Source organism: Kingella kingae ATCC 23330 (genome assembly GCF_900111845.1).
Lineage (GTDB): Bacteria > Pseudomonadota > Gammaproteobacteria > Burkholderiales > Neisseriaceae > Kingella > Kingella kingae.
In genome coordinates this window covers 1-25591 of record NZ_FOJK01000020.1, presented here as the reverse complement: position 1 = coordinate 25591, position 25591 = coordinate 1, and the positions used below count along the sequence as shown (strand labels likewise).

23 protein-coding genes, 1 tRNA gene and 1 rRNA gene are annotated in these 25591 nt (G+C 44.9%); 22 read left to right on the top strand and 3 right to left on the bottom strand.

The window, feature by feature from the left end:
* The 12 genes from rrf to BQ5809_RS05615 all read left to right on the top strand — a co-directional run.
* A 5S ribosomal RNA gene (gene rrf, locus BQ5809_RS11555) occupies positions 1-89 on the top strand; the annotation flags it as partial.
* Positions 90-226: 137 nt separating this feature from the next.
* Complete coding sequence (locus tag BQ5809_RS05665; protein WP_003788664.1) at positions 227-535, top strand: ComEA family DNA-binding protein; 309 nt, start codon at positions 227-229, stop codon at positions 533-535.
* Between the two features lie 222 nt (positions 536-757).
* Complete coding sequence (rpsB, locus tag BQ5809_RS05660; RefSeq protein WP_003788662.1) at positions 758-1483, top strand: 30S ribosomal protein S2; 726 nt, start codon at positions 758-760, stop codon at positions 1481-1483.
* A gap of 84 nt (positions 1484-1567) precedes the next feature.
* Positions 1568-2422, top strand: coding sequence for a translation elongation factor Ts (tsf, locus tag BQ5809_RS05655; RefSeq protein ID WP_003788661.1), 855 nt, complete (start codon positions 1568-1570; stop codon positions 2420-2422).
* Positions 2423-2456: 34 nt separating this feature from the next.
* A complete protein-coding gene (locus BQ5809_RS11280) occupies positions 2457-2648 on the top strand; it encodes a hypothetical protein (protein ID WP_032827846.1) in 192 nt (63 codons plus the stop codon).
* Positions 2633-2848, top strand: coding sequence for an FAD-dependent monooxygenase (locus BQ5809_RS11275; RefSeq protein WP_071461627.1), 216 nt, complete (start codon positions 2633-2635; stop codon positions 2846-2848). Before BQ5809_RS11280 ends, BQ5809_RS11275 begins: the two co-directional genes overlap by 16 nt.
* Positions 2797-3159, top strand: coding sequence for an HAD domain-containing protein (locus BQ5809_RS05640; RefSeq protein ID WP_331250423.1), 363 nt, complete (start codon positions 2797-2799; stop codon positions 3157-3159). Before BQ5809_RS11275 ends, BQ5809_RS05640 begins: the two co-directional genes overlap by 52 nt.
* Before the next feature lie 35 nt (positions 3160-3194).
* Positions 3195-5027, top strand: coding sequence for an excinuclease ABC subunit UvrC (gene uvrC, locus BQ5809_RS05635; protein ID WP_032827844.1), 1833 nt, complete (start codon positions 3195-3197; stop codon positions 5025-5027).
* A gap of 197 nt (positions 5028-5224) precedes the next feature.
* On the top strand, positions 5225-5569 hold the full coding sequence (locus tag BQ5809_RS05630) for a helix-turn-helix domain-containing protein (RefSeq protein WP_003788652.1): 345 nt from the start codon (positions 5225-5227) through the stop codon (positions 5567-5569).
* The gene (locus BQ5809_RS05625; RefSeq protein WP_050792409.1) at positions 5544-6068 is read left to right on the top strand and encodes a hypothetical protein; all 525 of its coding nucleotides are present in this window, start codon (positions 5544-5546) and stop codon (positions 6066-6068) included. The genes BQ5809_RS05630 and BQ5809_RS05625 overlap by 26 nt, the downstream gene beginning before the upstream one ends.
* Before the next feature lie 532 nt (positions 6069-6600).
* The gene (locus tag BQ5809_RS05620) at positions 6601-7629 is read left to right on the top strand and encodes an LLM class flavin-dependent oxidoreductase (protein WP_003788647.1); all 1029 of its coding nucleotides are present in this window, start codon (positions 6601-6603) and stop codon (positions 7627-7629) included.
* Positions 7630-8028: 399 nt separating this feature from the next.
* Positions 8029-8844: a substrate-binding periplasmic protein gene (locus tag BQ5809_RS05615; RefSeq protein ID WP_003788645.1), complete on the top strand. Its 816-nt coding sequence runs from the start codon at positions 8029-8031 to the stop codon at positions 8842-8844.
* 104 nt (positions 8845-8948) lie between these two features.
* On the opposite strand, the gene BQ5809_RS05610 is transcribed toward BQ5809_RS05615, so the two are convergent.
* A tRNA-Ser gene (locus BQ5809_RS05610) sits at positions 8949-9038 on the bottom strand.
* A gap of 409 nt (positions 9039-9447) precedes the next feature.
* On the opposite strand from BQ5809_RS05610, the gene knh reads away from it, so the two are divergent.
* The 9 genes from knh to fusA all read left to right on the top strand — a co-directional run bounded on the left by knh (position 9448) and on the right by fusA (position 24260).
* Entirely contained in the window at positions 9448-14946 is a 5499-nt protein-coding gene (knh, locus tag BQ5809_RS05605; RefSeq protein WP_003788641.1) for a trimeric autotransporter adhesin Knh, read from the top strand.
* Positions 14947-15030: 84 nt separating this feature from the next.
* Positions 15031-15528, top strand: a complete 498-nt coding sequence (locus BQ5809_RS05600; protein ID WP_080561241.1) for an outer membrane protein assembly factor BamE — start codon at positions 15031-15033, stop codon at positions 15526-15528.
* Between the two features lie 3 nt (positions 15529-15531).
* Positions 15532-15969, top strand: a complete 438-nt coding sequence (locus BQ5809_RS05595) for a hypothetical protein (protein ID WP_003788637.1) — start codon at positions 15532-15534, stop codon at positions 15967-15969.
* A gap of 217 nt (positions 15970-16186) precedes the next feature.
* Positions 16187-16750, top strand: a complete 564-nt coding sequence (locus BQ5809_RS05590) for an L-threonylcarbamoyladenylate synthase (protein ID WP_003792006.1) — start codon at positions 16187-16189, stop codon at positions 16748-16750.
* A 117-nt stretch (positions 16751-16867) separates the two neighbouring features.
* Positions 16868-19420: a DNA mismatch repair protein MutS gene (gene mutS / locus BQ5809_RS05585; RefSeq protein WP_003788635.1), complete on the top strand. Its 2553-nt coding sequence runs from the start codon at positions 16868-16870 to the stop codon at positions 19418-19420.
* A gap of 228 nt (positions 19421-19648) precedes the next feature.
* Positions 19649-20992, top strand: a complete 1344-nt coding sequence (mltA, locus tag BQ5809_RS05580) for a murein transglycosylase A (protein ID WP_003788634.1) — start codon at positions 19649-19651, stop codon at positions 20990-20992.
* Between the two features lie 173 nt (positions 20993-21165).
* On the top strand, positions 21166-21540 hold the full coding sequence (gene rpsL, locus BQ5809_RS05575) for a 30S ribosomal protein S12 (RefSeq protein WP_003792002.1): 375 nt from the start codon (positions 21166-21168) through the stop codon (positions 21538-21540).
* A gap of 125 nt (positions 21541-21665) precedes the next feature.
* Entirely contained in the window at positions 21666-22139 is a 474-nt protein-coding gene (rpsG, locus tag BQ5809_RS05570) for a 30S ribosomal protein S7 (protein ID WP_003788629.1), read from the top strand.
* An 18-nt stretch (positions 22140-22157) separates the two neighbouring features.
* Complete coding sequence (gene fusA / locus BQ5809_RS05565; RefSeq protein WP_003788628.1) at positions 22158-24260, top strand: elongation factor G; 2103 nt, start codon at positions 22158-22160, stop codon at positions 24258-24260.
* A gap of 162 nt (positions 24261-24422) precedes the next feature.
* On the opposite strand, the gene BQ5809_RS10970 is transcribed toward fusA, so the two are convergent.
* A complete protein-coding gene (locus tag BQ5809_RS10970; protein ID WP_155114359.1) occupies positions 24423-24707 on the bottom strand; it encodes a hypothetical protein in 285 nt (94 codons plus the stop codon).
* 329 nt (positions 24708-25036) lie between these two features.
* Positions 25037-25219, bottom strand: a complete 183-nt coding sequence (locus BQ5809_RS05555; protein WP_003788625.1) for a hypothetical protein — start codon at positions 25217-25219, stop codon at positions 25037-25039.
* A 239-nt stretch (positions 25220-25458) separates the two neighbouring features.
* On the opposite strand from BQ5809_RS05555, the gene BQ5809_RS05550 reads away from it, so the two are divergent.
* A partial coding sequence (locus BQ5809_RS05550; protein WP_234982867.1) for a GTP-binding protein occupies positions 25459-25591 on the top strand: 133 nt, incomplete at its 3' end.

Below are 25591 nucleotides of genomic sequence, written 5' to 3'. Positions count from 1 at the left end.
CCCACTCCTTCCCATCTCGAACAGGACAGTGAAACAAACCAGCGCCGATGATAGTATAGTCCCTATGCGAAAGTAGGTCATCGCCAAACTCTTTATTACAAACCTCCTGCTAATAATCTATATTCGCGGGAGGTTTTGCTTGCTATTTTCTTAAATAGTAAGTATAGTTTGGTTATGTAGTAAGAGTTTACTTATTCTAGTTAATTTTACCCACCAGGAGGATGTTATGTTAAAGAAAATAGTGTTGTCTATTATTTCATTAGGTGTTACCACACTAAGTTTTGCCCAATTAAATATTAATACTGCAACGGCTGATGAATTGGATAAGCAACTCAATGGTATTGGTCCTGCCAAGGCAAAGGCGATTGTTGAATACCGTGAAAAAAATGGTGCATTCAAATCGGTTGATGATTTAGCTTCTGTGCCAGGTATTAAAATGGCTACGGTGAATAAGTTGCGTGAACAAGCAACTGTGGGAAATGTTGCGGCAAAACCTGTTACAACTAAAGCACAACCCATTACGAAGCCTAAATAAAATTGAAATGATTGCCGTGCAGGCTGCGTTGAATGAAAAAAGCAGCCTGCATTTTTGATAAAAGTATTGTTTAAATAGAGAAAAAAACTTATAATACTGGAGCTTTCCAGCTTGGAAAGTATTTTTTATGTTTTTTAATGCTCGCATTTTTTACGCAAAGGGTGCTTCTGTGTGGAAGTTCTTGTAAAAAGTGTTTGCTTTTAACCCTTTAAGGAAAAAATTATGTCACAAGTTACTATGCGCCAAATGATTGAAGCTGGCGTACATTTCGGTCACCAAACTCGTTACTGGAATCCAAAAATGGCACAATACATTTTTGGTGCGCGTAACAAAATCCACATCATCAACTTGGAAAAAACTGTTCCATTGTTCCAAGAAGCACAAGAAGTAGTGCGTCGTTTGGTTGCTAACAAAGGTACTGTGTTGTTCGTAGGCACAAAACGCCAAGCTCGTGAAATCATCAAAGAAGAAGCGACTCGCGCAGGTATGCCTTATGTTGACCATCGTTGGTTGGGTGGTATGTTGACTAACTACAAAACCGTAAAACAATCGATTAAACGCTTGGAAGAAAAATCTGCTGTTTTGGCAAATGGCGAAGCAAGCGGTCGCAACAAAAAAGAATTGTTGGACATGACTCGCGAAGTAGAAAAATTGGAACGCTCTTTGGGCGGTATCAAAGACATGAAAGGCTTGCCAGACGCGATTTTTGTGATTGACACAGGCTACCAACATGGTACTTTGGTTGAAGCGGCTAAATTGGGTATCCCAGTTATCGCTGTTGTCGATACCAACAACAGCCCAGACGGCGTGAAACATGTTATCCCAGGTAACGATGACTCTGCAAAAGCAATCCGTTTATACTGCCGTGGTATCGCAGATGCGGTTTTGGAAGGCAAAAACCAAGCTGTTGCGGAAACTGTAGCTGCTGCACAAGCTGCTGCTGAATAATACACCTTGTATTTCAGGCTGCCTGAAAGCATTTTTCAGGCAGCTTGTTTTGAATATATCTTATTGAATTGTTTGGAGAACAACATGGCAGAAATTACTGCAAAAATGGTTGCTGACTTGCGTGCGGCTACTGGCTTGGGCATGATGGAATGCAAAAAAGCATTGGTTGAAGCAGAAGGTAATTTTGAAAAAGCAGAAGAAATTTTGCGTATTAAATCTGGTGCGAAAGCAGGTAAATTGGCTGGTCGTACCGCTGCCGAGGGCGTGTTGGCATTTGCGATTAACGGCAATGTAGGCGCGTTGGTAGAAGTAAACTGCGAAACAGACTTCGTAGCAAAAGACGCTGGTTTCGTTGCATTTGCAAACTCTGTGGCGCAAACTGCGGCGGCGAAAAAACCTGCTACCGTTGAAGAATTGGCAGCTTTGGTTGAAGAAGAGCGCAAAGCGGTGATTGCTAAATTGGGTGAAAATATGTCTGTACGCCGTTTCCAAGTGATTGAGACTGACGGTCAATTGGTTGCTTACATTCACGGTGCTTTGGCAACCGAGGGCGTGTTGGTTGAGTTCAAAGGTTCTGAAGACGTGGCACGCAAAGTGGGTATGCACATCGTTGCTGCTAAACCACAATGTGTACGCGAAGACCAAGTGGACGCTGAATTGGTTGAAAAAGAACGCCACATTTACACGCAACAAGCGATTGAATCTGGCAAACCTGCTGAAATCGCAGCGAAAATGGTTGAAGGTCGCATCAAAAAATACTTGGCTGAAGTTAGCTTAAATGGCCAAGCATTTGTGATGAATCCTGACCAAACGGTTGCTCAATTTGCCAAAGAAAACGGTACGGAAATCGTGAGCTTTGTTCGCTATAAAGTGGGCGACGGCATTGAAAAAGCGGTTGTGGACTACGCTGCCGAAGTAGCTGCTGCTGCAAAAGTTTAATCGTTGTTTAAAAGCAGCCTGCACATTGAATTTCATGTGCAGGCTGCTTTTTTTGCGCGATTGCAGCCGTTATTATTTGCAAGTGCCTTTAACTGATAAAGTGGAAGATTGGTCGGACGAGCGTTTTTGGGCGGAATTGAAAAACCGTTTAAGCCCCGAAGCGGCGGAGCGTTTGGTTACTGCCCGAGCTTGGAAAAAAGCATCGCGCCCTTGCGTAGTTTTGTGAGCGAGCTGATGCGTTGGCATTCGCTGTTTTGGGCGGTCGATGCGGCGCACATTGTGCCACCCACAGGCGCAAAAGGCTTGAATTTGGCGGCTGGCGACGTGCAATGTTTGGCAAATGCGTTTGAAGATGTTTATTTTCAAACGTACCCATTTTTGAACAATTTTTCAGGCTGCCTGAAAATCAATACGCGCAATTTGTGATTTCTTCCACATGGCGCAATCAATACGCGCTGTCGGATTTGAAACATTTTTTCAGCCCCGATTTCCGAGAGCGCATTATTGGCATTACGCCCACATTGACTCGCATCGCTTGGACAGGCAGCCGCGAGCGCGAAATTGGTGTGTGGCGCAACGAACACAATCGCCTATCCGAGCCGTGGATTGCGCTAGATGATATGCCCGAATTTTTTGAACCCGAATGCGCGAATGTTTTTTATTGCCAAGCGCAAACAGGTTTTACAGAAAAGGATTATTCTGCTTTGATGGCGCATATTTCGCGGATAATGCGATAATTCCCCCATTCCAATTATTTTTCAGGCAGCCTGAAATGTCCGAATTCAACCTAGAAATTTTCCTAAAATCGCTCCCCAATTCATCGGGCGTGTACCGCATGATTGCCGCAGACGACAGCGTGTTATACGTTGGCAAAGCGGTCAATTTGAAACGCCGCGTGTCCAGCTATTTTCAAAAATCCGACCATTCGCCGCGCATTCAGTTGATGATTAAACAAATTGCACGGGTGGAAATCACGCTCACGCGCAGCGAAGCCGAAGCCTTGATTTTGGAAAACAATCTGATTAAATCTTTGTTGCCCAAATACAATATTTTGTTCCGCGATGATAAATCGTATCCGTATTTGATGATTAGCGGACACGAATTTCCCAAATTGGCGTATTTTCGCGGCACACCGAAAAAGCCTAATCAATATTTCGGCCCCTATCCCAACGGCTACGCGGTGCGCGACAGCATTGAGATTTTGCAGAAAGTGTTTCAATTGCGGACGTGTGAAGACAGCGTATTTTCACACCGCGACCGTCCGTGTTTGCTCGCGCAGATTAAGCGTTGTTCCGCGCCGTGCGTGGGTTCGGTGTCGCGTGATGATTACGCGGAACAGGTGCGAAATGCGGCGGCGTTTTTAAATGGCAAAACGGCGGATTTGTTGAAAGATTTGGAAAAGCAAATGTTTCAGGCTGCCGATGATTTGGATTTTGAAACGGCAGCGAAATTGCGCGACCAAATTCAGGCGTTGAGCGTGATTCAGAGCAAGCAATTTATTGACAGTCAAAGCGTGGGCAATCAGGCGGATATTGATATTGTGGCGTTGGCGCAGGCAAATGGTGGCGTGTGTTTGCATTGGGTCAGCATTCGCGGTGGGCGGCACGTTGGCGATAAATCTTTTTTCCCCGACACGCGCCACGACCCGAATCCAAACGGTCAGGATTATGCGGAAGCCTTTGTCGCGCAACATTATTTGGGCAAAATGAAGCCTGATGTGTTGATTTGTAATTTCAGGCTGCCTGAAAGTTTGCAGGCTGCTTTGAATAGTGAACACAGTCGCGCCATTCAATTCCCAAAAGCGGAAAAAGGCGAGCGTAAAGTATGGCTAAATATGGCGATTCAAAACGCAGAACACGCGCTGTCGCAACATCAATTACAAAATGTGAATCAGCAAGCGCGAGTGGCGGCGTTGGCGGAAATCGTGGGGCTGCCTGAAAGCGATTTGCAGCGTTTGGAATGTTTTGACATCAGCCACACGCAGGGCGAAGCGACGATGGCGAGTTGTGTGGTTTACGATGATTTTGCCATGCAGCCGAGCCAGTATCGCCGTTACAACATTAACAGCGTAACGAATGATGATTACGCGGCGATGCGTGAAGTACTGACGCGGCGTTACGGTAAGATGAAGGAAGCGCAGGCGAATGGCGAAACGGTGCGTTTTCCTGACGCGGTGTTGATTGACGGCGGCATGGGGCAAATTGGCGTGGCGGTGGCGGTGTGGGAAGAGTTGGGTTTGACGATTCCGTTGGTTGGCATTGCGAAAGGGGTGGAACGCAAAGCAGGTTTGGAAGAATTGATTTTGCCGTTTTCGGGCGAGCGTTTCAGGCTGCCGCCCAATTCGCCAGCCTTGCATTTGTTGCAGACGGTGCGCGATGAAAGCCATCGTTTTGCGATTACGGGCATGCGTGCGAAACGCGATAAGGCGCGAGTAACTTCATCGTTGAATGATATTGATGGCGTGGGCGCGAAACGGAAAGCGGCTTTACTCATGCGGTTTGGCGGATTGCGTGGGGTGCAGGCGGCGAGCGTGGACGATTTGGCGCAGACGGAGGGGATTAGTCGGGCGTTGGCGGAGAAGATTTATGGGTATTTTCATGGGTAGGACTCAAATTTTAAAAAATAATTTAATTTAAAAACAATGTATTGATATTTATTTAGTAAAATTTCACCTAAATTGGTTGAATTAGTTTTGATAAATGGTATAATTTTTTACGTATTGCTGTGATTGTAGTTCATTTTTGTTAAGTCCTTTTACCTTAAATTGTGGGTAATGAACTTTATTTATTGGGAGTAAATTTAATGTTAAATGATTTTGGAAAGACTATTCGGAAAGCGAGGATAGACACAGGCGAAACTCTTTCTAGCATGTCAAAAGGAATTAAAAAAACTGTTTCTTTCCTCAGTGCAATTGAAACAGGCGTTAAAAAAATCCCGATGGGTTTAGTGCCTGTAATTAGGGATTATTTAATTTCAAAAGGGGCTAATTTTGAAGATTTAGCCAATCTCGAGGAAGATGCAATTTTAGCTAATGGACAAATGAGTCTAGAAGGTCTCGATATAAATACACAAAAAACAGTAGCAAAATTTGCTAAAACTAATTTAACACAAGAACAAATTGATGCAATCACAAAAATATTGGAGTAAATTTTTAATGCTGGAAAATTTAGACGAACCTTATCAATTAAGAGGATACATGGTGCAAGCAAGAACAAATAGGGAAATTGCACAATTTGCTGTCCAATTATTTATTAATTTTATCAATAATGGAATTCAAACCCCTAATATTGAAAATTTAATTGATATTTTATCAGAACAAGATATTTCAATTCATATTGAAACAAATGCAAAATGGGATAGAGTACACTCTATTCATAAAAAAGGAGAAAGCACCCCTTCAAAAAAAGAAATTGTTATACCTAAGCGAGTTTTTGATGGGGCAAAAAAATTAAATACTGAAGATTTAGAAGTATTTTTTCATGAAATTGGACATGTTATCTTAAAACATTCTCCTATTTATATGAAATCAGAGGGGTATGTAATAACTGAAATCGATGATGCAGAGGCACAAGCTGATTATTTTGCTGAAATCATGCTTAAATTATTTGATATTAAGACCACTCCTAAGCAGTTGAGTTTGTTTTGAATAAAAAACGGCTTGAAATGCTACCAACATTTCAAGCCGTCTTAAAAAATAGTGACATTTAAGCTGCCAACTTAAATATCAAAGCAGTTTTCTTACCCACTGTTTACAGGAGTTATAAATTGAACTACTTACATTGGTTATGTACAGCGAATTCTAAACATAATATATCTCCTTGTCTATGCTTTTCGCCAAGAGGTAAGCAACTTTACATAGGAGATAGATATGCATTGCAACTATCCACGCGGTGTACATGTTTGCGCTTATTCACGCTATCGTTTAGGGCATTGGGAATATGTTCGTGAACATTGTCGTTCTTATCCAAGACAATTAACTTTATTTTAATCTAGCGGTTCCAAATACCTAGATTATATTGTGTTGTAATAAAGCAGCTACCTGAATGGAAATTTGGGTAGCTTTATCATTTTCTATCTCAATAAATTATTTTCAGGCAGCCTGAAACAACATTTATTCCCTTGAAATCCCCTACTCCGCCCCGACTTATTTTCAGTTACAACATTTCAAGGCACACAAAATGAAACTTTCCCTACTCAATCTCATCCCTGTGCGTGAAGGACAAGACTACGCCGCCGCCATGCAATCGATGGTAACGCTCGCCCAACAAGCCGAAAAAATCGGCATGGAACGCCTGTGGATTGCCGAACACCACAACATGAAAAACCTAGCCAGTTCCGCCACATCGCTGTTGATTCAACACGCATTGGCAAACACCCAAACCTTGCGCGTAGGCTCGGGTGGCGTGATGTTGCCCAACCACAGCCCCTACGTTGTAGCCGAACAATACGGCACACTCGCCACGCTCTACCCCAATCGCGTAGAACTCGGCTTGGGACGCGCGCCGGGAACGGATATGCGAACCGCCTACGCTCTACGCAAAAACCGCCAACACGGCGATTTTGCCGAAGAAATCGCCGAATTACGCGCCTATTTTGACGACACCGCCAACGTATCCGCCTATCCAGCCGCAGGCTTGGACGTGCCGTTTTACATTCTCGGTTCCAGCACCGAAAGCGCGTATTTAGCCGCCGAACTCGGTTTGCCGTATGCGTTCGCGTCCCATTTTGCACCGCGAATGTTGGAAATGGCGGTGCAGATTTACCGCCAAAATTTTAAACCGTCCAAATACCTAGCCGCGCCGTATGTGATTGTGGGCGTAAACGCGATTGTTGCCGACACCGACGAAGAAGCCAAATCACTCGCCACCACGCAAACCCAGTTTTTCATCAATGTCGTTACCAACGCGCAGCAAAAATTGCAACCGCCCATGTCGTCCAACGAAGAAGTTTGGCAACACCACACGCAAGCCAAACGCGCCACCCATTTCGCGCCTGTGGAATTGCCGATTTACAGCGAAGACCGCGCCGTCGTGGAAAGCATGACCGCGTGTTCATTGATTGGCAGCCCCGAATCTGTCGCGTTCCAGTTAGACAGCTTGGCAAAATCCGTGCAGTTTGATGAAATCATGGCGGTGAGCTACATTTTTGACGAAACCAAACAAATGCATTCCTATTCATTGCTTAAAGAAATTGTGGATAAACGCTAACTCATTCCCAAAACCACAACAAAGCAGCCTGCATGTTTGTTTAACACAAGTGCAGGCTGCTTTTTATAGTGAATTAAATTTAGATTAGTACAGCGTTGCCAACTCCCTTATGTACTAGATGTACACGACGGTTGTTGTCGCCTTGTCCTAATCGAAATTTAATCCACTATACATCGCCAAACAATTTAATCGACACAATTTTATGTCAAATAAGTCTATAAAACTCCCTATTTATGATGATTTACAGATAAAAAATAGCCGATTTTTTCAAAAAAATAACTAAATAAGATAGGGCATAGAAAAGCCTATCGCTTCTTTATAGAATAACAATAGTCAAATGAAATCAAAAGTTTTGTTTGGTTGGATAAACGATATTTAAAGAATAGAAGGAAGTATCAAATGAACAAATTATTAAAAACTAAATTAATTGTGATGACAATGACAATGGCATTGGCAGCGTGTTCTGGCAAAGAAACTGCGCCACCAGCACCAGCACCTGCGCCAGCAGCTTCTGCGCCTACTGCCGCTGCTAAATCTGCATCAGTTGTCAAAGTGGGGGTGTCTGCCGAATACCGCCCCTATGCGTTTGCTGAAAACAATAACGCACAAGGGTTAGAAATTGATATTCTACAAAAAATTGCGGATAAACAAGGTTTTACTGTTGAATTCGTCCCAACTCTGTGGAACGTTGCCTACAAAGAAGTGCAAGACAAAAAAATTGACATTGTGGCAATGGGTACAGCTCAAGACGAAGCTGATGCCAATATTGTCGTACCAACCGATTCCTATATGCGCTCGGGCGACTGTTTGGTACACATTAAAGAGACCACATTGCCCGACTGGACAAAAGGTAAAATTGGTGTGCTAAATGACGAGGGAATGGAAGAAGAATTGATGAGTGCCAACAACGTTAAAGAATCACAAATTATGAAAGAACAAACCAATTTCTTGATATTATCGTCGTTAGTAAAAAAATCGACCGATGTGGCAGTGGGCGACTGCACCGCGCTCAAATTCTATGCCAAAAGTCCGACACTCAAAGACTATTCGTTTGACATAGCAGAATACGTCCACTCATCGCAGCAAGAAGCCTCCATGAGCATGGTGTTGATGGTTAGCAAAGACAAACCCGAATTGCTGCAAAAAATCAATACAGGTTTGGCAGAGCTTAAAAAAAGCGGCGAATTAAATCAAATTATCCAAAAATATATGTAAGCCACGGCAAGCAACAAAAGCAGCCTGCACTTTGTTTAAACACAAAAAGTGCAGGCTGCTTTGATATGGATAAACCAAGCAGCCTGCACTATACAAAATTTAACTGGCGGAAAGGAAGGGATTCGAACCCTCGATACGCTTGCACGTATACACGCTTTCCAGGCGTGCGACTTCAACCACTCATCCACCTTTCCGCAAAGTGGCGCGATTGTATCCCAAATACGGCACAAAGCCAAATCTTTACCACGTCTAAATCGCCTTATTAAACAGCCAAACAGCCAATAAGCAACAGAAAAGTGCAGGCTGCTTGGCGTTTTACTTAAATTTACCCATTGCAAGTAGAAAAAATACCAATAAAAAACAAATGGTAAACATTGAAAAACATAGAATAGTCATTCTAAATTATTGAATTTGGTTGCATTTTTGCTTGTCTGTACCAAATGGCGTAGAGTTTATCAAAGTGATAAAATGCACAAATTTTTTCACATATTGTTTTATATTAAACAAGTTCATTGATTTTTAGCTTGGATAAATGTTCGTTTGGCTGAATTAAATTGACGCGATTCAAGCCTAAAATTATTTTAATTAATAAGGATATAACTTATGAATCATACATACAGAGTGGTGTATAACGAATCGACCAATACTTACGTTGCGGTGGCGGAGTTTGAGCCGAGCAAAGGTAAGTCTAAATCTTCGAAGAAGGCTATTGCTGCGGCAATTGCTTTGGCAGCGGCTCAGCTTGTGCCTTTAACGGCGCAGGCAGCTGTCTCCATTGGCTCAACCTCTGGAACAAGTATTGCTACCGAAGCAGAAGCAACAGATAGAGGTGTAGCTATTGGTGAAAAAGCGAAGGCGAATTATTCTGCTGTTGCTGTGGGTTCTGGAGCTTCAGCAATAGGAACAGACGTTGCAGTTGGTTCTAATGCTACTGCAACGGGTACAGATAACATCGCTATTGGTAACAATAGTAAAGCTTCTTCTACTGACAGCGCATTGAATTACGGCATTATTGCGATTGGTAACCAAAGCAACGGTTCTGCATCGGAAGTAGTTGCTATCGGTCAGTTGGCTTGTGCAACTGCTTCTCAAGCGGTTGCCTTGGGTTCACAAACTAAAGCAACGGGTGATCAATCTGTAGCGATTGGTGGTAATACTGTTTCTTCTGGTGCTTCTGCGTTGGCAATTGGTGGTGATGACTTGGATAAAGCTTCTGGCATGGGTCGTTCACTTAATGGTGTTTCGTGTGTAACAGCTGGCGCAATAAACTCAGGTGCGGTAAATACAGAATTTAAGAGAATTTCTGGTCAAGATTTGGTTAAGAAAGTCGATAAATTATCTTCTACTACTACTGAAGCGCAATATATGGCAACCAATGCTTATGGTGCAGCTTCTATTGCAGTAGGTATTCAATCTCGTTCTGGTGACTTAGCTACTGCATTTGGTACGCAATCATTCGCAACTGGTTTGGCTTCTACTGCTTTGGGCGTAGCGTCTAATGCAAGTGGTAATGGTTCGATTGCGGTAGGCCCAGGTACTGATGCGACTGGTGAACAGTCTATCGGTATGGGTGCGAACGCTACATCAAGCAATAATCACTCTATTGCAATTGGTACAAATACAATAGCATCTGGTAATCAATCTATTTCTATTGGTTATACCAATAATGTAAGCGGTAACAACTCTGGTGCATTCGGTGACCTTAGTACAATTACAGGCTCTGGTGCTTACACCGTTGGTAACAATAACACCATGGCTGCTAATGAAGCTGGTGCGTTTGGTAACCTGAATAACTTTACTTCTGCTGCAAATTACAGCCGTGCAGTAGGTAACCGAAACACTGTTTCAGGCAACAATACAATGGTGTTGGGTAACAACATCACTGCGACAACTAATGAATCTGTTGTGTTGGGTAATGGTAGCGCAGGCTCTGCGTCTGTTGTTACATGCTCTTCTGCTATTGTAAACGGCATTACTTACGGCAACTTTGTTGGTGCTGTAACAGGTACTGGTAAATATGTAAGCGTTGGTGCAAGTGCTTCTGATGCTCGTAAGATTGTGAATGTTGCTGCTGGTAATATTTCTGCGACTTCAACTGAAGCAATTAATGGTTCGCAACTGTATTTGATTGCCAACCAAATTACGACTACGGCTCAGCTTTCAAATCAAAGAAACGGTACAGTTAGTGCAACAACTGTTGGTAATACGCCAAACTTGGTTAATGCGACCACAGTTGCTGATGCAATCAACAAAAGCGGCTTTAACGTGATTGCAGGTAAAGTTGATGCAGGTAAAAACAGCGGTAAAGCACCAGCGAATGAATTAATCAATCCAGGTGGAACAGTTCGATTTGTAGCGGGCGACAATATGGATATTGAACAAAACGGTTCAGTATTCACATTCCGTGCAAACAACCAAAACGTTGTAGAGAATGCACAGTTGCCAGTGGTGTACACCAATGCCAAAGGAGATAAGTTAGTAAAAGGACAAGACGGCAAGTTCTACAAACCAGCTGATATTGCAAATTTGGTTTACAACCCTAAAACCAAGGCCTATTACCCAGCAGGTACGACAACCAATACATCAGGCGATCCAGTTGATTCAACAGGTGCGCCAGCTACGGCATCGAACGTAAAACCGACAAACAAAGGCGATGTGATTGCGTCCATGAATAATGGCAATAACAGCACGACTGCTGCACCAATGACTTTGACTAACTTAAAAGGCACATTGGAAAACACGACATCAGTTGCAAACGCAGATGGTAAGGGTAATGCAGCGACAGGCATCGGTGCAGAAGTAACCAAAGCCAAAGCAGCACCGACTTTGACAGCAACGCACTTGAACAACGCAGCGACAGTAGGCGATGTATTGAATGCAGGCTGGAATTTGCAAGGCAACGGTCAAGCAGTAGATTTTGTTAAGCCATACGACACAGTAAACTTTGTCAATGGTGCAGGCACAACTGCAACCGTTACCAGCGATGGCAACGTAAGCAACGTAGGTTACAACGTAGCGGTAGATAACAAGACAACACAGTTGGTAGACCAAAAAGGCGCACCGATAGTGCAGGCTGCTAATGGCAACTACTACCCAGCAGGTTCAGTAGAGATTGGTGGTAAATACTATCCAGCGGGTAGTAGAGATGACGGCACAGGCACAGGCACAGTAGTTGACTCAACAGGTGCGCCAGTGAATCCGTTGACTGCACTGAATCCGACCAGCACCCAAGTTGCGGCGAAAACAACCACCTTGGACGTAAGTACTGAACCAACGGCTGCGAACGACAACACGCCAGCAGGTAAAGTGGTAACGCCAAAGACTGAAAATGGCAGCAGCTTGGTTAATGCGACAACGGTAGCCAATGCGATTAACAAAAGCGGCTTTACTTTGACTTCATCAAACGGAGATACGCCAACAGGTCAATCAGATGTGATTAACCCAGGCGACAAAGTAACGATTGATGGTGGTAAAAACATCAACATCACTCAAACAGGTAGCACCATCACAGTTGCAACCAAAGATGATGTAACGTTCAACAACGTAAACACCACCACGATGACAGTTGGTAGTAAGCCTGATAATGCAGTGAACTTTAAGGCTGAAGCGGCAACTCCTGCCAGCAACAACCCCAAGGACAATAAACCAACAACTGCATTGAACATTACCAGTGCAAATGGCAAGCCAACGCAAATTACAGGCGTAGCATCTAGCTTGAACACAACGACTGTTGCAATCAATCCAGATAGCAATGCGACCGCCACAGGGCAGCCTGCAACGTTGGTTGATTTGGCGAACGCAAACAACAATGTAAATGCAGCAGCCACAGTGGGCGACCTGAAAAACATGGGTTGGGTTGTGTCAACTAAAGATAGTAATGGCTATACAGACGTTGTTAAAAATTCCAACCAAGTTGATTTCAAAGGCACAGGTTTAGCGACAGTTAAAGGTGAAACAGTTAATGGCGTGCGCACGATTACAGTTGATGTGAATGCTCAATCAACCGTAGAAAATGCCCAATTGCCAATTGTGTACACCAATGAAAACGGCGATAAGTTAGTTAAAGGACAAGACGGCAAGTTCTACAAACCAGCCGATATTGCCAACGCAACTTACAACCCAACTACGAAGACGTACACTAATACAGCAGGTGCAACAGTAGCCCCTGCAACGACTATTATCGCATCGATGAACAATGGAGATAACAACACGACTGCACCAATGACTTTGACTAACGTAAAAGGTACATTGGAAAACACGACATCAGTTGCAAACGCAGATGGTAAGGGTAATGTAGCGACAGGCATCGGTGCAGAAGTAACCAAAGCCAAAGCAGCACCGACTTTGACAGCGGTTCAGTTGAATAATGCAGCGACAGTAGGCGATGTATTGAATGCAGGCTGGAATTTGCAAGGCAATGGTCAAGCAGTAGACTTTGTACGCCCATATGACACAGTAAACTTTGTCAATGGTGCAGGCACAACTGCAACCGTTACAAGCGATGGCAATGCGAGCAAAGTTGCATACAACATTGCAGTTGATAACAAGACAACGCAAATTGTTGATGGGAAAGGCAATCCATTGGTTAAAGCGAACGATGGTAAATACTATCCAGCAAACCAAGTAGATGGTTCGAACAATCCGATTGCAGGTGCGGATCCAGTAACCAACACCCAAGTTGCGGCGAAAACGACCACATTGGACGTAAGTACCGCACCAACGACTGCGAACAACAACACGCCAGCAGGTAAAGTGGTAACGCCAAGTGCTGAAAATGGCAGCGGCTTGGTTAATGCGACCACAGTAGCCAATGCGATTAACAACAGTGGCTTTACTTTGACGGCAGAAGGTAAGAATGGTTCGGTAGTAAATCCTGGTGAAACAGTAGATATGAAAAATACCGATGGCAACATCGTGATTTCAAAAGTCGCTGCGAACAACGATGTGGTTTATGACTTGGCAAAAAACATTACTGTTGATAGCGTAAATGCTGGTAACACCACTGTTAATAATGCTGGTATTACGATTAAAAATGCCGATCCAAATAAAACAGTTAGCTTAACAGATGGTGGTCTCAATAATGGCGGTAACACAATTACCAACGTAGCAGCAGGTGTTAATGACACAGATGCGGTTAATGTAAGTCAGTTGAAATCAAATGTAAGTCAGTTGAAATCACAAGTTGCGGCATCAAAAGAAGAAGTAACATCAAATGACAAAACTGTTCGAGTAAACGTAAGTACCAATACAACCACAGGTGCAAATATTTACGATGTATCGGTTAATACTGGCAAAAGTTTGACTATAAACAGCACAACAGGCGCGATTGATGTGAAAACCGATGATAAAACCATTAAACAAGGCTCAACAGGTGCATTGGAAGTGGTAACTACTAACTTGACCGTTGCCAACAACGGCAAAGTGGATACGCCAACCAATGCCAACGGCAGCAGCTTGGTTAATGCGACGACGGTTGCCAATGCGATTAACAACAGTGGTTGGAACTTGCAAGCCAATGGCGACACAGCATCAAAAGTGTCTCCAGGTAACACAGTTCAGTTCCTGAATGGCGGTAACATCGACATTAAACGTGACGGCAACAATATCACGGTGGCAACATCGAAAGATATTAACGTTAAAGGTGATTTGACTGTTGCTGGCAACACGACTGTGAATAATTTCACGGTTAATCCAAATTCAACTGTGAACATGGGTGGTAACAAAGTACAAGGCGTTGCCGCTGGCGTGATTTCGGCGAACTCTACCGATGCGATTAACGGTAGCCAGTTGTATTACACTAACCAAGCGATTGGCGCGAACATCAACAATGTGGCGAACAATTTGAACGCGCGCATTAACGATGTTGCCGATGATGCCGATGCAGGCACAGCAAGCGCAATGGCAACGGCTGGCGTACCACAGGCTTACTTACCTGGTAAGAGCATGGTTGCGGTGGGTGCAAGCACTTATCGCGGCAAACAGGGTTATGCTGTGGGCTTCTCGGCTATTTCCGATAGCGGTAACTGGATTGTTAAAGGTACTGCGAGCGGTAACAGCAGAGGTCACTTCGGTGCAACCGTGGGTGCTGGTTATCAGTGGTAATCGTTAAACCCTTTGTTTAATCATTCTTTGAGAGCAGCTTGCCAATTGCAGGCTGCTTGCAAAGAATCAAACAGGAAAAAAATTATGTTGATGAAAAACTTAAAAACGATGTCTTTGTTGGCAATAGCAGCCTGCACTTTGGTGGCGTGTAATTCGGTAAACTCTTCGCCCAATAGCGAAGGTCAAAGCAGCACATTGGATTGGCCCAATCCACGCAGCACCACATTTAACAAAGACCGTGGCACATTCCCCAATGTGGATAGCTTGAAGCAAATCCGTTCGGGCATGACCAAAGACCAGTTGTATTATTTGATTGGTCGCCCACACTTTGAAGAAGGCTTCCGTGTGCGCGAATGGGATTATTTGTTCCATTTCAATACACCAGGTGTCGGCCCAAATGGCGTAACCACTTGTCAATACAAAATTTTGTTTGACAGCCAAAAATATGCGCGTAGCTTCCATTGGCGCGCGGTGGACCCAGTAGGCGCGGCTTGCCCACCACAACAACCAGAGCCAGTTGCACCTCCGCCACAAATCATTATTCGCGAAGTTGTGCCAACTCCTGCCAAAATCCGTCAATAATTCATGAAAACAAAACTATTGGTTTTGTTGATGACTTTGCTGGCAGGGCAGCCTGCACTGGCTGAATACGACGCAGCCACCGAAGCGTTTATTCAAAGCAAACGCGTGGTGGTGGATACCAGCAAAGCGGAGTTATGTTTTGCCGACACACAAGATTGTCATCGCGTGTTAATTGGCAAAACCACGCCAAAAGGGGTGTTTGGTTTGAATATTGTTCAAACGTCCGCCCCTGGTTATGACGGCGAAGTGATTGGTTTTAAGCAAGAGGGCGATTTTTTGTTTGCATTGCATCGCGTGTGGACGCGCAAACCTGCCGAGCGGCGTTTGGAGCGAATCGCATCAAATGATGTAGGTCAGCGGATTATGACCAATGGCTGCATCAATGTGAGCGATGAAGTGTATGAAAAATTGCGTGAATATTTTGTATTAGAAGTGGTATAATTTGCCACGATAAGAACCGCACTCGGTATTGGGTGCGGTTTTTTGTGATTGTTGTCGGCGGTCTTGACCCCGACAAATCGTTATAGTGAATTAAATTTAGATTAGTACAGCGTTGCCAACTCCCTTATGTACTAGGTGTACACGGCGGTCGTTGTCGCCTTGTCCTAATCTAAATTTAATCCACTATAATATTGCAGGCTGCTTTAAAGAAAACATCATGCACCGTCCCTTATCTTTTCAACAAATTGCCCAGTTACGCGCCCATTTAAAACGTGGCGGCGTGGTTGCCTATCCCACTGAATCATGCTACGGCTTGGGCGCGTTGCCCGACAATGTGCGCGGTTTGCGTACTTTGTTGCGCCTAAAAAAACGCCCGCAACACAAAGGCATGATTGTGATTGGTGCAAACTGGTCGCAGTTGCAACCGCATTTGTGCAGGCTGCCTTGCGATGACGTTGCTGCGTTGCAAGCCATATGGCCTGCGCCCAAAACGGTGCTGTTGCCAGCGAAGCCAACGGTGTTGCCTAATTTGCGCGGTAGGGGGCGCAATAAACTGGCGGTGCGGATTCCAGCGCACGACATAGCGCGTGGATTGTGCCAACAAGTGCAGGCTGCTTTGGTATCCACATCGTGCAATCGCGCCAAACAACGCCCATGCCGCAACGAACGCGAAGTGCGCCGACAATTTGGGCGACAAGTGTATGTGGTCGGCGGTAGAGTAGGGCGCAGGCGACAACCCAGTGAAATTGTGGATTGGGCGAGTCAGCAGAGGATTAGATAAACAAAGTGCAGGCTGCTTTTTTGCGGATTTTTCTGTGAAAAAAGCAGCCTGCATTTTTGCGTAAGAACATCAAAATCCCTTAAAATCCACGTATTTTATTTCACAAGAAAGTACAGCATGACCGCCGTTAAACCGCCATCGCCGATGATGCAGCAATATCTCGCAATCAAAGAGCAACATCTTGATAAATTAGTGTTTTATCGCATGGGCGATTTTTATGAATTGTTTTTTGATGATGCGGTGGTGGCGGCGAAATTGTTGGACATCACGCTCACGACTCGCGGGCAGCACAATGGCGAACCGATTCAAATGGCGGGCGTACCCTATCACGCGCTGGAACAGTATTTAGTCAAGTTGGTGAAGCTGGGCAAAAGCGCGGCAATTTGCGAGCAAGTGGGCGATGTGGTCGCTGGCAAAGTGGTGGAGCGCAAAGTGGCGCGAATCGTTACGGCTGGCACGCTTACCGATAGCGCGTTGCTGGAAGACAAGGAAACGAATCGCATTGCCGCGTGGTTTGTTGGCAAAAAGCAGAGCGCGTTGGCGTGGGCGGCGTTGGAAAGTGGCGAGTTTCGCGTGAAGTTGATTCAGCCTAATCAGTTGGTTGATGAATTGGCGCGGTTGCAAGTGGCGGAATTGTTGGTAGATGATGCGTTCAGGCTGCCTGAATATTTCCCGAAAATCCCAATCAGCCGTTTGAATGCGTGGCAATTTGCGCCCGATACGGCGTTTAAATTGCTAACGGATTATTTTGCTTGTCAGGATTTGCGCGGTTTTGGTTTGGATTTGCAGGAACATTCGGCGGCGATTTCGGCGGCTGGGGCGTTGTTGAATTATTTGAAAATCACGCAAAACCAATTGCCGCCACACATGGACGCGCTAACGCTGGAAACGGTCAATCAGTTTATCGCGCTGGACGCGGCAACGCGCCGTAATTTGGAAATCACAGCAACTTTGAGCGGTAAAAAATCGCCCACGTTGTTTTCGGTGTTTGATAAGTGTGTAACGCATATGGGTAGCCGTTTGTTGGCGCATTGGTTGCACCACCCGTTGCGCAATCGGGATTATGTGCAGGCGCGATTAGATGCGGTGGCGGCATTGCTGCAACATAATTTTGCGGATATTTCAAACAGCCTGAAAAACATGGCAGACATTGAACGCATCGCAGCACGTATTGCGCTTGGCACGGCGCGCCCACGTGATTTGTCGGCATTGCGCGATGCTTTGTTGCAAGTACAAACGATTAAATTGCCGCCAAGCAGTTTGTTGGACACATTGGCGGCGTGTTTTCCTGCGGTGCGCGACACGGCAACATTATTGCAGGCTGCTTTGTTGCCCGAACCGTCTGTTTGGCTAAAAGACGGCAATGTGATTAACGATAATTACCACGCCGATTTAGACGAATTGCGCCATTTACAAACGCATGGCGGTGATTTTTTGCGCGATTTGGAAAACCGTGAACGCGAACGCACGCAATTATCCACGCTAAAAGTGGAGTTCAACCGCGTACACGGTTTTTACATTGAATTATCCAAAAATCAGGCGGAACTAGCCCCAAGCGATTACCAACGCCGCCAAACGCTGAAAAATGCCGAGCGATTTATCACGCCCGAATTAAAAGCGTTTGAAGACAAATTTTTGCAAGCGCAAGAACGCGCGTTGGCATTGGAAAAAACCTTATTTGAGCAACTAATAAGCAGCCTGCAAACGCAATTAGCGCAAATCCAACAAACCGCGAAAGCTGTTGCCACGCTAGACGTATTGTGCAGTTTCGCCCACACCGCGCAAACGCAGCACTACATCATGCCGCAATTTAGCGAGCAAGCCGAAATCCACATTCACAACGGCAGACACCCTGTGGTAGAACAACAAGTTACGCGCTTCACGCCCAACAACACCGCGCTGAATACGGCGCAGCGTTTGTGTTTGCTGACAGGTCCGAATATGGGCGGTAAATCCACTTATATGCGCCAAGTGGCGTTGATTGCGCTGCTGGCGCACACGGGCAGCTTTGTGCCAGCCGAACACGCGCTGATTGGCAAAATTGACCAAATTTTCACGCGCATTGGCGCAAGCGATGATTTGGCGAGCAACCGTTCCACGTTTATGGTGGAAATGTCGGAAACGGCTTATATTTTGCATCACGCCACCGCGCAATCGCTGGTTCTTATGGACGAAGTCGGACGTGGCACGTCCACGTTTGACGGCTTGGCGTTGGCACACGCGATTGCAGAGCATTTGTTGCAGCACAATCAGTCGTTGAGTTTGTTTGCCACGCATTATTTTGAATTAACACGGCTGCCTGAACACCAATCGGGCGCGTTTAATCAACATTTATCGGCATTGGAGCAAGGGCAAGACATTGTTTTCTTGCATCAAATTCAAGACGGTGCAGCAGAAAAAAGCTACGGCATTGCGGTGGCGAAATTGGCAGGATTGCCACCAATCGCGTTAAAATCGGCAAGACGACATTTGCGTGATTTGGAAGTGCAGGCTGCCGATAGACAGCTAGACTTGTTCGCCAACAACGCGATTTTTGAAGAAGCCTTGCCCGATGCCGATGACAGCAATCAAGCAATCATAGAAAAATTGGCGAACATCAATCCCGATGATTTAACGGCGCGTCAGGCGTTGGATTTGGTTTATGAATTGAAAAAATTGTCTGCCAAATAAGATAAAGCAGCCTGCACTTTTGTGTGTATAGAAAGTGCAGGCTGCTTGTACATTTTAATAAAAAATTATAAAATCAATGAGATATAGTGAATTAAATTTAGATTAGTACAGCGCTGCCAACTCCCTTATGTACTAGATGTACACGGCGGTCGTTGTCGCCTTGTCCTAATCTAAATTTAATCCACTATAAATCAGCATGATTGTCCCACTCAATATAAGGAACGCCTAATGTCCCACGTTTTACATCATACTGCTGTTCGCCCTTTGATTTTGAGCGCAGCAGTTTTGTTGTTGTCTGCCTGCCCTAGCACTTCATCGCGCCCAACTCAACCGACTACTTATCCCACTTATCCAACTCAACCCATTACCACCAGCCCTAACGCGCCTGTGGCACAGGGCTTTGTGCATCAGCCAGCGGGTAGTTCGGCGCAATATCGCGTTGTGTCGTTTAACGATTTGCCGCAATGGTTTAATCAGCCATTCGCAAGCAGCCTGCAATCGTTTAAAAACAGTTGCACCAAGTTGGCATCGCAAGCGGAATGGCAATACGCCTGTGCGCGTGCTTATCAAATGCCCATCAATCACGCCGCTGCCAAGCAATTTTTTGAACAAGTGTTTACGCCGTGGCAAGTGAGCGACAAAGGACAAATCGGCGGCAAAGTAACAGGCTATTACGAACCTGTGTTAAATGGCGATGTGCGCCGTACCAACATCGCGCGTTTTCCGATTTATGGCATTCCCAATGATTTGATTTCCGTGCCGCTGCCCAGCTCATTGCGAAACAGCCAAGCCACCATTCGCGTGGGCGTGGTGGGCGCAAATCGTGGCGTAGTGCAAGCCAATGGCGCGTATATTGCCAATTTGGCGCAATTCCCCGAACGCAGTACCACTTTGCGCGGACGCATTGTCGGCAACCAATTTGTTCCCTATTTTACGCGCGACCAAATTAATGCAGGCGCAATTAATGGGCGCGTCCCCATTTTGGGTTACGCCAACGACCCTGTTGAATTGTTCTTCATGCACGTTCAAGGTTCAGGGCGATTAAGAACGCCAAGCGGTCAATTTGTGCGATTGGGATTTGCCGAACACAACGGACACATCTATCAATCCATTGGACGATATATGGCAAACCGCAATTACTTGCCATTGGCGCAAACGTCCATGCAAGGCATCAAAGCATGGATGGAAGCCAATCCGCAGCGATTAACCGAAGTATTGGCGCAAAATCCGCGCTACATCTTTTTCCGTCCGCTATCAGGCTCGTCTGAATTAGGGCCGATTGGCGCATTAGGCGCGCCATTAACAGGCGAATTTTCTGGCGCGGTAGATAAAAAATACATCACATTGGGCGCACCGCTATTTTTAGCGACCACCCACCCCGATGCCCCCACGCAAGGGCTAAACCGACTCATCATCGCGCAAGACACAGGCGCAGCGATTAAAGGCGCAGTTCGTGTGGATTACTTCTGGGGCTATGGCGAAGCAGCAGGGCAAATCGCAGGCAAACAAAACTACACAGGCTATGTGTGGCAGCTATTGCCGAACGGTGTTTTGCCACGTTATGTACCTTAATTGATACATAAAAAGCAGCCTGCACTCTAATTTATGTAAAGTGCAGGCTGCTTTTAAATGCAAAAAACCGCAATCAATCATTCCCTTATTGACAAAGCATTGGTAAGAAAGCGATAATGCTCGGCTTGCTGGCAATGGTGCTAGCAAGTATTTTTTCAACAGGAATAAAAAATATGCCAACTATTAACCAATTAGTTCGCAAAGGTCGTCAAAAACCTGTTTATGTGAACAAAGTACCAGCGTTGGAAGCATGCCCACAAAAACGTGGCGTTTGCACACGCGTTTACACAACAACTCCTAAAAAACCAAACTCAGCTTTGCGTAAAGTATGTAAAGTACGTTTGACCAATGGTTTTGAAGTGATTTCATACATCGGTGGTGAAGGTCATAACTTGCAAGAACACAGCGTAGTATTGATTCGCGGTGGTCGTGTAAAAGACTTGCCAGGTGTACGTTACCACACAGTACGCGGTTCATTGGATACTGCTGGTGTGAAAGACCGTAAACAAGCTCGCTCTAAATACGGTGCAAAACGCCCTAAAAAATAATCACATGATTATTGATTTTCACAAATTAAACATGGCACGTCAGTTACATTAAACAATGTACTGAGTAAGTGAATGCCCGCATGAGCATTCATGGGTATGCCCCAACTGAATAGATAGGAATTAACATGCCAAGACGTAGAGAAGTCCCAAAACGCGACGTATTGCCAGACCCAAAATTCGGCAGCGTTGAATTGACTAAATTCATGAACGTATTGATGATTGACGGTAAAAAAGCCGTTGCAGAACGCATCGTGTACGGCGCATTGGAACAAATTGCCAAAAAAGTACAAGGCAAAGAAGCGATTGAAGTATTTAACGAAGCCATTGCAAACGCTAAACCATTGGTAGAAGTAAAAAGCCGCCGCGTAGGTGGTGCTAACTACCAAGTTCCTGTTGAAGTTCGTGCTGACCGCCGCTTGGCGTTGGCAATGCGCTGGGTTCGAGACGCTGCACGCAAACGTGGTGAAAAATCTATGGATTTGCGTTTGGCTGGCGAGTTGATTGATGCTTCTGAAGGTCGCGGCGGTGCGTTGAAAAAACGCGAAGAAGTACACCGTATGGCAGAAGCGAACAAAGCATTCTCTCACTTCCGCTTCTAATATTGAGAGGACATTAACATGGCTCGCAAAACCCCTATTAGCTTGTACCGTAACATCGGTATTTCGGCTCACATTGATGCTGGTAAAACCACTACAACTGAACGTATCTTGTTCTACACTGGTCTGACACACAAACTGGGTGAAGTGCATGACGGTGCAGCAACAACCGACTGGATGGAACAAGAGCAAGAACGTGGTATTACTATTACTTCTGCTGCCGTAACATCATATTGGTCTGGTATGGCGAAACAGTTTAAAGAACACCGTTTCAACATCATTGACACCCCAGGACACGTTGACTTTACCGTTGAAGTAGAGCGTTCTATGCGTGTATTGGACGGCGCAGTAATGGTTTACTGTGCAGTAGGTGGCGTACAACCACAATCTGAAACCGTATGGCGTCAAGCCAATAAATACAAAGTGCCACGTTTGGCATTTGTAAACAAAATGGACCGTCAAGGCGCAAACTTCTTCCGCGTGGTAGAACAAATGCGTACTCGCTTGCGCGCGAATCCTGTACCAATCGTTATCCCAGTTGGTGCAGAAGAAAGCTTTGAAGGCGTCGTAGATTTGTTGAAAATGAAAGCCATCATTTGGAATGAAGCCGACAAAGGTACAACCTTTACTTATGGCGATATTCCTGCTGACTTGGTTTCTACCGCTGAAGAATGGCGTCAAAACATGATTGAAGCCGCAGCCGAAGCCAACGAGGAATTGATGGACAAATACTTGGGTGGCGAAGAGCTGTCTGAAGAAGAAATCATTGGTGCGTTGCGTGCGCGTACATTGGCTGGCGAAATTCAACCAATGTTGTGCGGTTCTGCCTTTAAAAACAAAGGTGTACAACGTATGTTGGACGCGGTAGTAGAATTGCTGCCTGCACCTACCGACATTCCGCCTGTACAAGGCGAATTGCCAAATGGCGAAAAAGCATCTCGTCAAGCTGACGATGATGAAAAATTCTCTGCATTGGCATTCAAAATGATGAATGATAAATATGTGGGTAACTTGACGTTTATCCGCGTATATTCAGGCGTTTTGAAATCAGGCGATACCGTTGTAAACTCAGTTAAAGGTACTCGTGAGCGTATCGGTCGCTTGGTGCAAATGACTGCAAACGACCGTGATGAAATTGAAGAAGTACGCGCTGGCGACATCGCTGCTGCAATCGGTTTGAAAGACGTTACGACTGGCGAAACTTTGTGTTCAGAAGATGCGCCTATCATCTTGGAACGCATGGAATTCCCAGAGCCAGTAATCCACGTTGCTGTTGAGCCAAAAACCAAAGCTGACCAAGAAAAAATGGGTATCGCTTTGAACCGTTTGGCAAAAGAAGACCCATCATTCCGCGTTCGTACAGACGAAGAATCAGGTCAAACAATCATTTCTGGTATGGGCGAATTGCACTTGGAAATTATTGTTGACCGTATGAAACGCGAATTTGCGGTAGAAGCAAACATCGGTGCGCCACAGGTGGCATACCGCGAAACTATCCGCAAAGAAGTGGAATCTGAATACAAACACGCGAAACAATCTGGTGGTAAAGGTCAATACGGTCACGTTGTGATTAAAATGGAACCTATGGAACCAGGTGGCAAGGGTTACGAATTTATCGACGAAATTAAAGGTGGTGTGATTCCACGCGAATTCATTCCGTCTGTTGATAAAGGTATCCGCGACACATTGCCAAACGGCGTGGTAGCAGGTTTCCCTGTGGTAGACGTTCGTGTACGCTTGGTATTCGGTTCTTCACACGATGTGGACTCTTCACAATTAGCGTTTGAATTGGCAGCTTCTCAAGCATTTAAAGAAGGTATGCGTAAAGCATCGCCTGCATTGCTTGAGCCAATCATGGCAGTTGAAGTGGAAACGCCTGAAGACTACATGGGCGACGTAATGGGCGACTTGAACCGTCGTCGCGGTATCGTTTTGGGTATGGACGATGACGGCATCGGTGGCAAAAAAGTTCGCGCTGAAGTGCCATTGGCTGAAATGTTCGGTTACTCAACTGACTTGCGTTCTGCAACACAAGGTCGCGCTACTTACTCAATGGAATTTGCGAAATACGCAGAAGCTCCAGCGAACGTAGCGGCTGAAGTTACCGCAGCTCGTAAAGGCTAATGTAAGTTAAAAAGCAGCCTGCACTTTTGTGATATGAAAGTGCAGGCTGCTTTGTTGATGAAATAATCGGATTATTCAATCTTTTTATGATTGGGTAATCCGATTATTTATGGTTTGCGTTTTCAGGCTGTCTTATTTGGTAGAAGGCAGCCTGAAAATAGTTTAAAACACAGACCTTGCATCTTTCGGGGTAAAGGTTCTAATGTGGCGGCAATCTGTTCCTGTGGTTTTGCAATCGGATTCTTGCTTATTGTATTCGCCTTTTGGTACAGTATTGGTATAACTGAATGCGCCGTGAAATTCATATTGCCCATTGCTTAACTTGTTGCGAAACAGAGCCAGTGAGCGTGGTGGTTGAACCGCAGCAAGTTTACAATTCTTATTATGGACATCAATTTGTTCCGCAGTTTTTAATTGAGATAAGGGTAAACCTGTATCTTTACTCACACATGAAGCCATTGCTTTCGTTATTGATGTATCAATCGTATCGTATTTGCCACTGACTGCCACGCCTCAGTTACCGCTTTGCTTGTTCATGGCTAGGAAAATAGATGTTTCTCCCAATAAATCTGCAATCGCTGTTCTAAAATTGCGCTGGCAAAGTAGGCACGGCATCGCCCAATTCTACATATTCCTTAATAGCCCCAAGAATAAGCACCATCATATATATAAATAATATTTATTTTTTCTAAGCCTTGTTTGAGTGGGACGCCACGTTCTTTCAATTCTGCAATATTGCGCCCTTCTAATTTGATTAAGTAGCGATTTTTGTAATTTCATTTGAATACTTCTGGCAATGAGCGTTTTCCGCCAGTAACAGCACTCAATGCGGCAGCAAATGGATTGCTAGTAAAATTATCCACAGCATCATTTACTTTTTCATATGCACTGCAACCATTTAAGCCAATCACAGCAACTAAACACAAAGAAGATAATTTTAGTAATTTAGTTTTCATCATAATATTCCAAATAATTTAGATTAAGAGAGATACTACACCCAAGCTATTGTAGCGTACAGCCAAATAATGATTTGTAAATTTTCAGGCAGCTTGAAACCAAAATCCGCTTGATTTTTTTATTAAAATCCCCCATAATTTCGTTTTCTTTTTCGGGTGGTGTCTATGCGCCGCCCTGTTTTTGTGTTGTGGCACACGCTGCGCACGTTTTTTAATCGCTCTTTATACAAGGAATTTAGCTCATGGCTAAGGAAAAATTTGAACGCACGAAACCGCACGTAAACGTAGGTACAATCGGTCACGTTGACCATGGTAAAACCACTTTGACTGCGGCTTTGACAACTATTTTGGCTGAACGCTTTGGCGGTACTGCAA

What these genes read in the sequence shown, in the direction of transcription:
- BQ5809_RS05555 (WP_003788625.1), bottom strand. Translation starts at nt 25,219, where the DNA reads ATGATGAAAACTAAATTACTAAAATTATCTTCTTTGTGTTTAGTTGCT.
- BQ5809_RS05620 (WP_003788647.1), top strand. Translation starts at nt 6,601, where the DNA reads ATGAAACTTTCCCTACTCAATCTCATCCCTGTGCGTGAAGGACAAGAC.
- rpsL (WP_003792002.1), top strand. Translation starts at nt 21,166, where the DNA reads ATGCCAACTATTAACCAATTAGTTCGCAAAGGTCGTCAAAAACCTGTT.
- BQ5809_RS05630 (WP_003788652.1), top strand. Translation starts at nt 5,225, where the DNA reads ATGTTAAATGATTTTGGAAAGACTATTCGGAAAGCGAGGATAGACACA.
- rpsG (WP_003788629.1), top strand. Translation starts at nt 21,666, where the DNA reads ATGCCAAGACGTAGAGAAGTCCCAAAACGCGACGTATTGCCAGACCCA.
- mltA (WP_003788634.1), top strand. Translation starts at nt 19,649, where the DNA reads ATGTCCCACGTTTTACATCATACTGCTGTTCGCCCTTTGATTTTGAGC.
- knh (WP_003788641.1), top strand. Translation starts at nt 9,448, where the DNA reads ATGAATCATACATACAGAGTGGTGTATAACGAATCGACCAATACTTAC.
- uvrC (WP_032827844.1), top strand. Translation starts at nt 3,195, where the DNA reads ATGTCCGAATTCAACCTAGAAATTTTCCTAAAATCGCTCCCCAATTCA.
- tsf (WP_003788661.1), top strand. Translation starts at nt 1,568, where the DNA reads ATGGCAGAAATTACTGCAAAAATGGTTGCTGACTTGCGTGCGGCTACT.
- BQ5809_RS05590 (WP_003792006.1), top strand. Translation starts at nt 16,187, where the DNA reads ATGCACCGTCCCTTATCTTTTCAACAAATTGCCCAGTTACGCGCCCAT.
- BQ5809_RS11280 (WP_032827846.1), top strand. Translation starts at nt 2,457, where the DNA reads ATGTGCAGGCTGCTTTTTTTGCGCGATTGCAGCCGTTATTATTTGCAA.
- mutS (WP_003788635.1), top strand. Translation starts at nt 16,868, where the DNA reads ATGACCGCCGTTAAACCGCCATCGCCGATGATGCAGCAATATCTCGCA.
- BQ5809_RS05600 (WP_080561241.1), top strand. Translation starts at nt 15,031, where the DNA reads ATGTTGATGAAAAACTTAAAAACGATGTCTTTGTTGGCAATAGCAGCC.
- rpsB (WP_003788662.1), top strand. Translation starts at nt 758, where the DNA reads ATGTCACAAGTTACTATGCGCCAAATGATTGAAGCTGGCGTACATTTC.
- BQ5809_RS05615 (WP_003788645.1), top strand. Translation starts at nt 8,029, where the DNA reads ATGAACAAATTATTAAAAACTAAATTAATTGTGATGACAATGACAATG.
- BQ5809_RS05665 (WP_003788664.1), top strand. Translation starts at nt 227, where the DNA reads ATGTTAAAGAAAATAGTGTTGTCTATTATTTCATTAGGTGTTACCACA.
- BQ5809_RS05595 (WP_003788637.1), top strand. Translation starts at nt 15,532, where the DNA reads ATGAAAACAAAACTATTGGTTTTGTTGATGACTTTGCTGGCAGGGCAG.
- fusA (WP_003788628.1), top strand. Translation starts at nt 22,158, where the DNA reads ATGGCTCGCAAAACCCCTATTAGCTTGTACCGTAACATCGGTATTTCG.
- BQ5809_RS05625 (WP_050792409.1), top strand. Translation starts at nt 5,544, where the DNA reads ATGCAATCACAAAAATATTGGAGTAAATTTTTAATGCTGGAAAATTTA.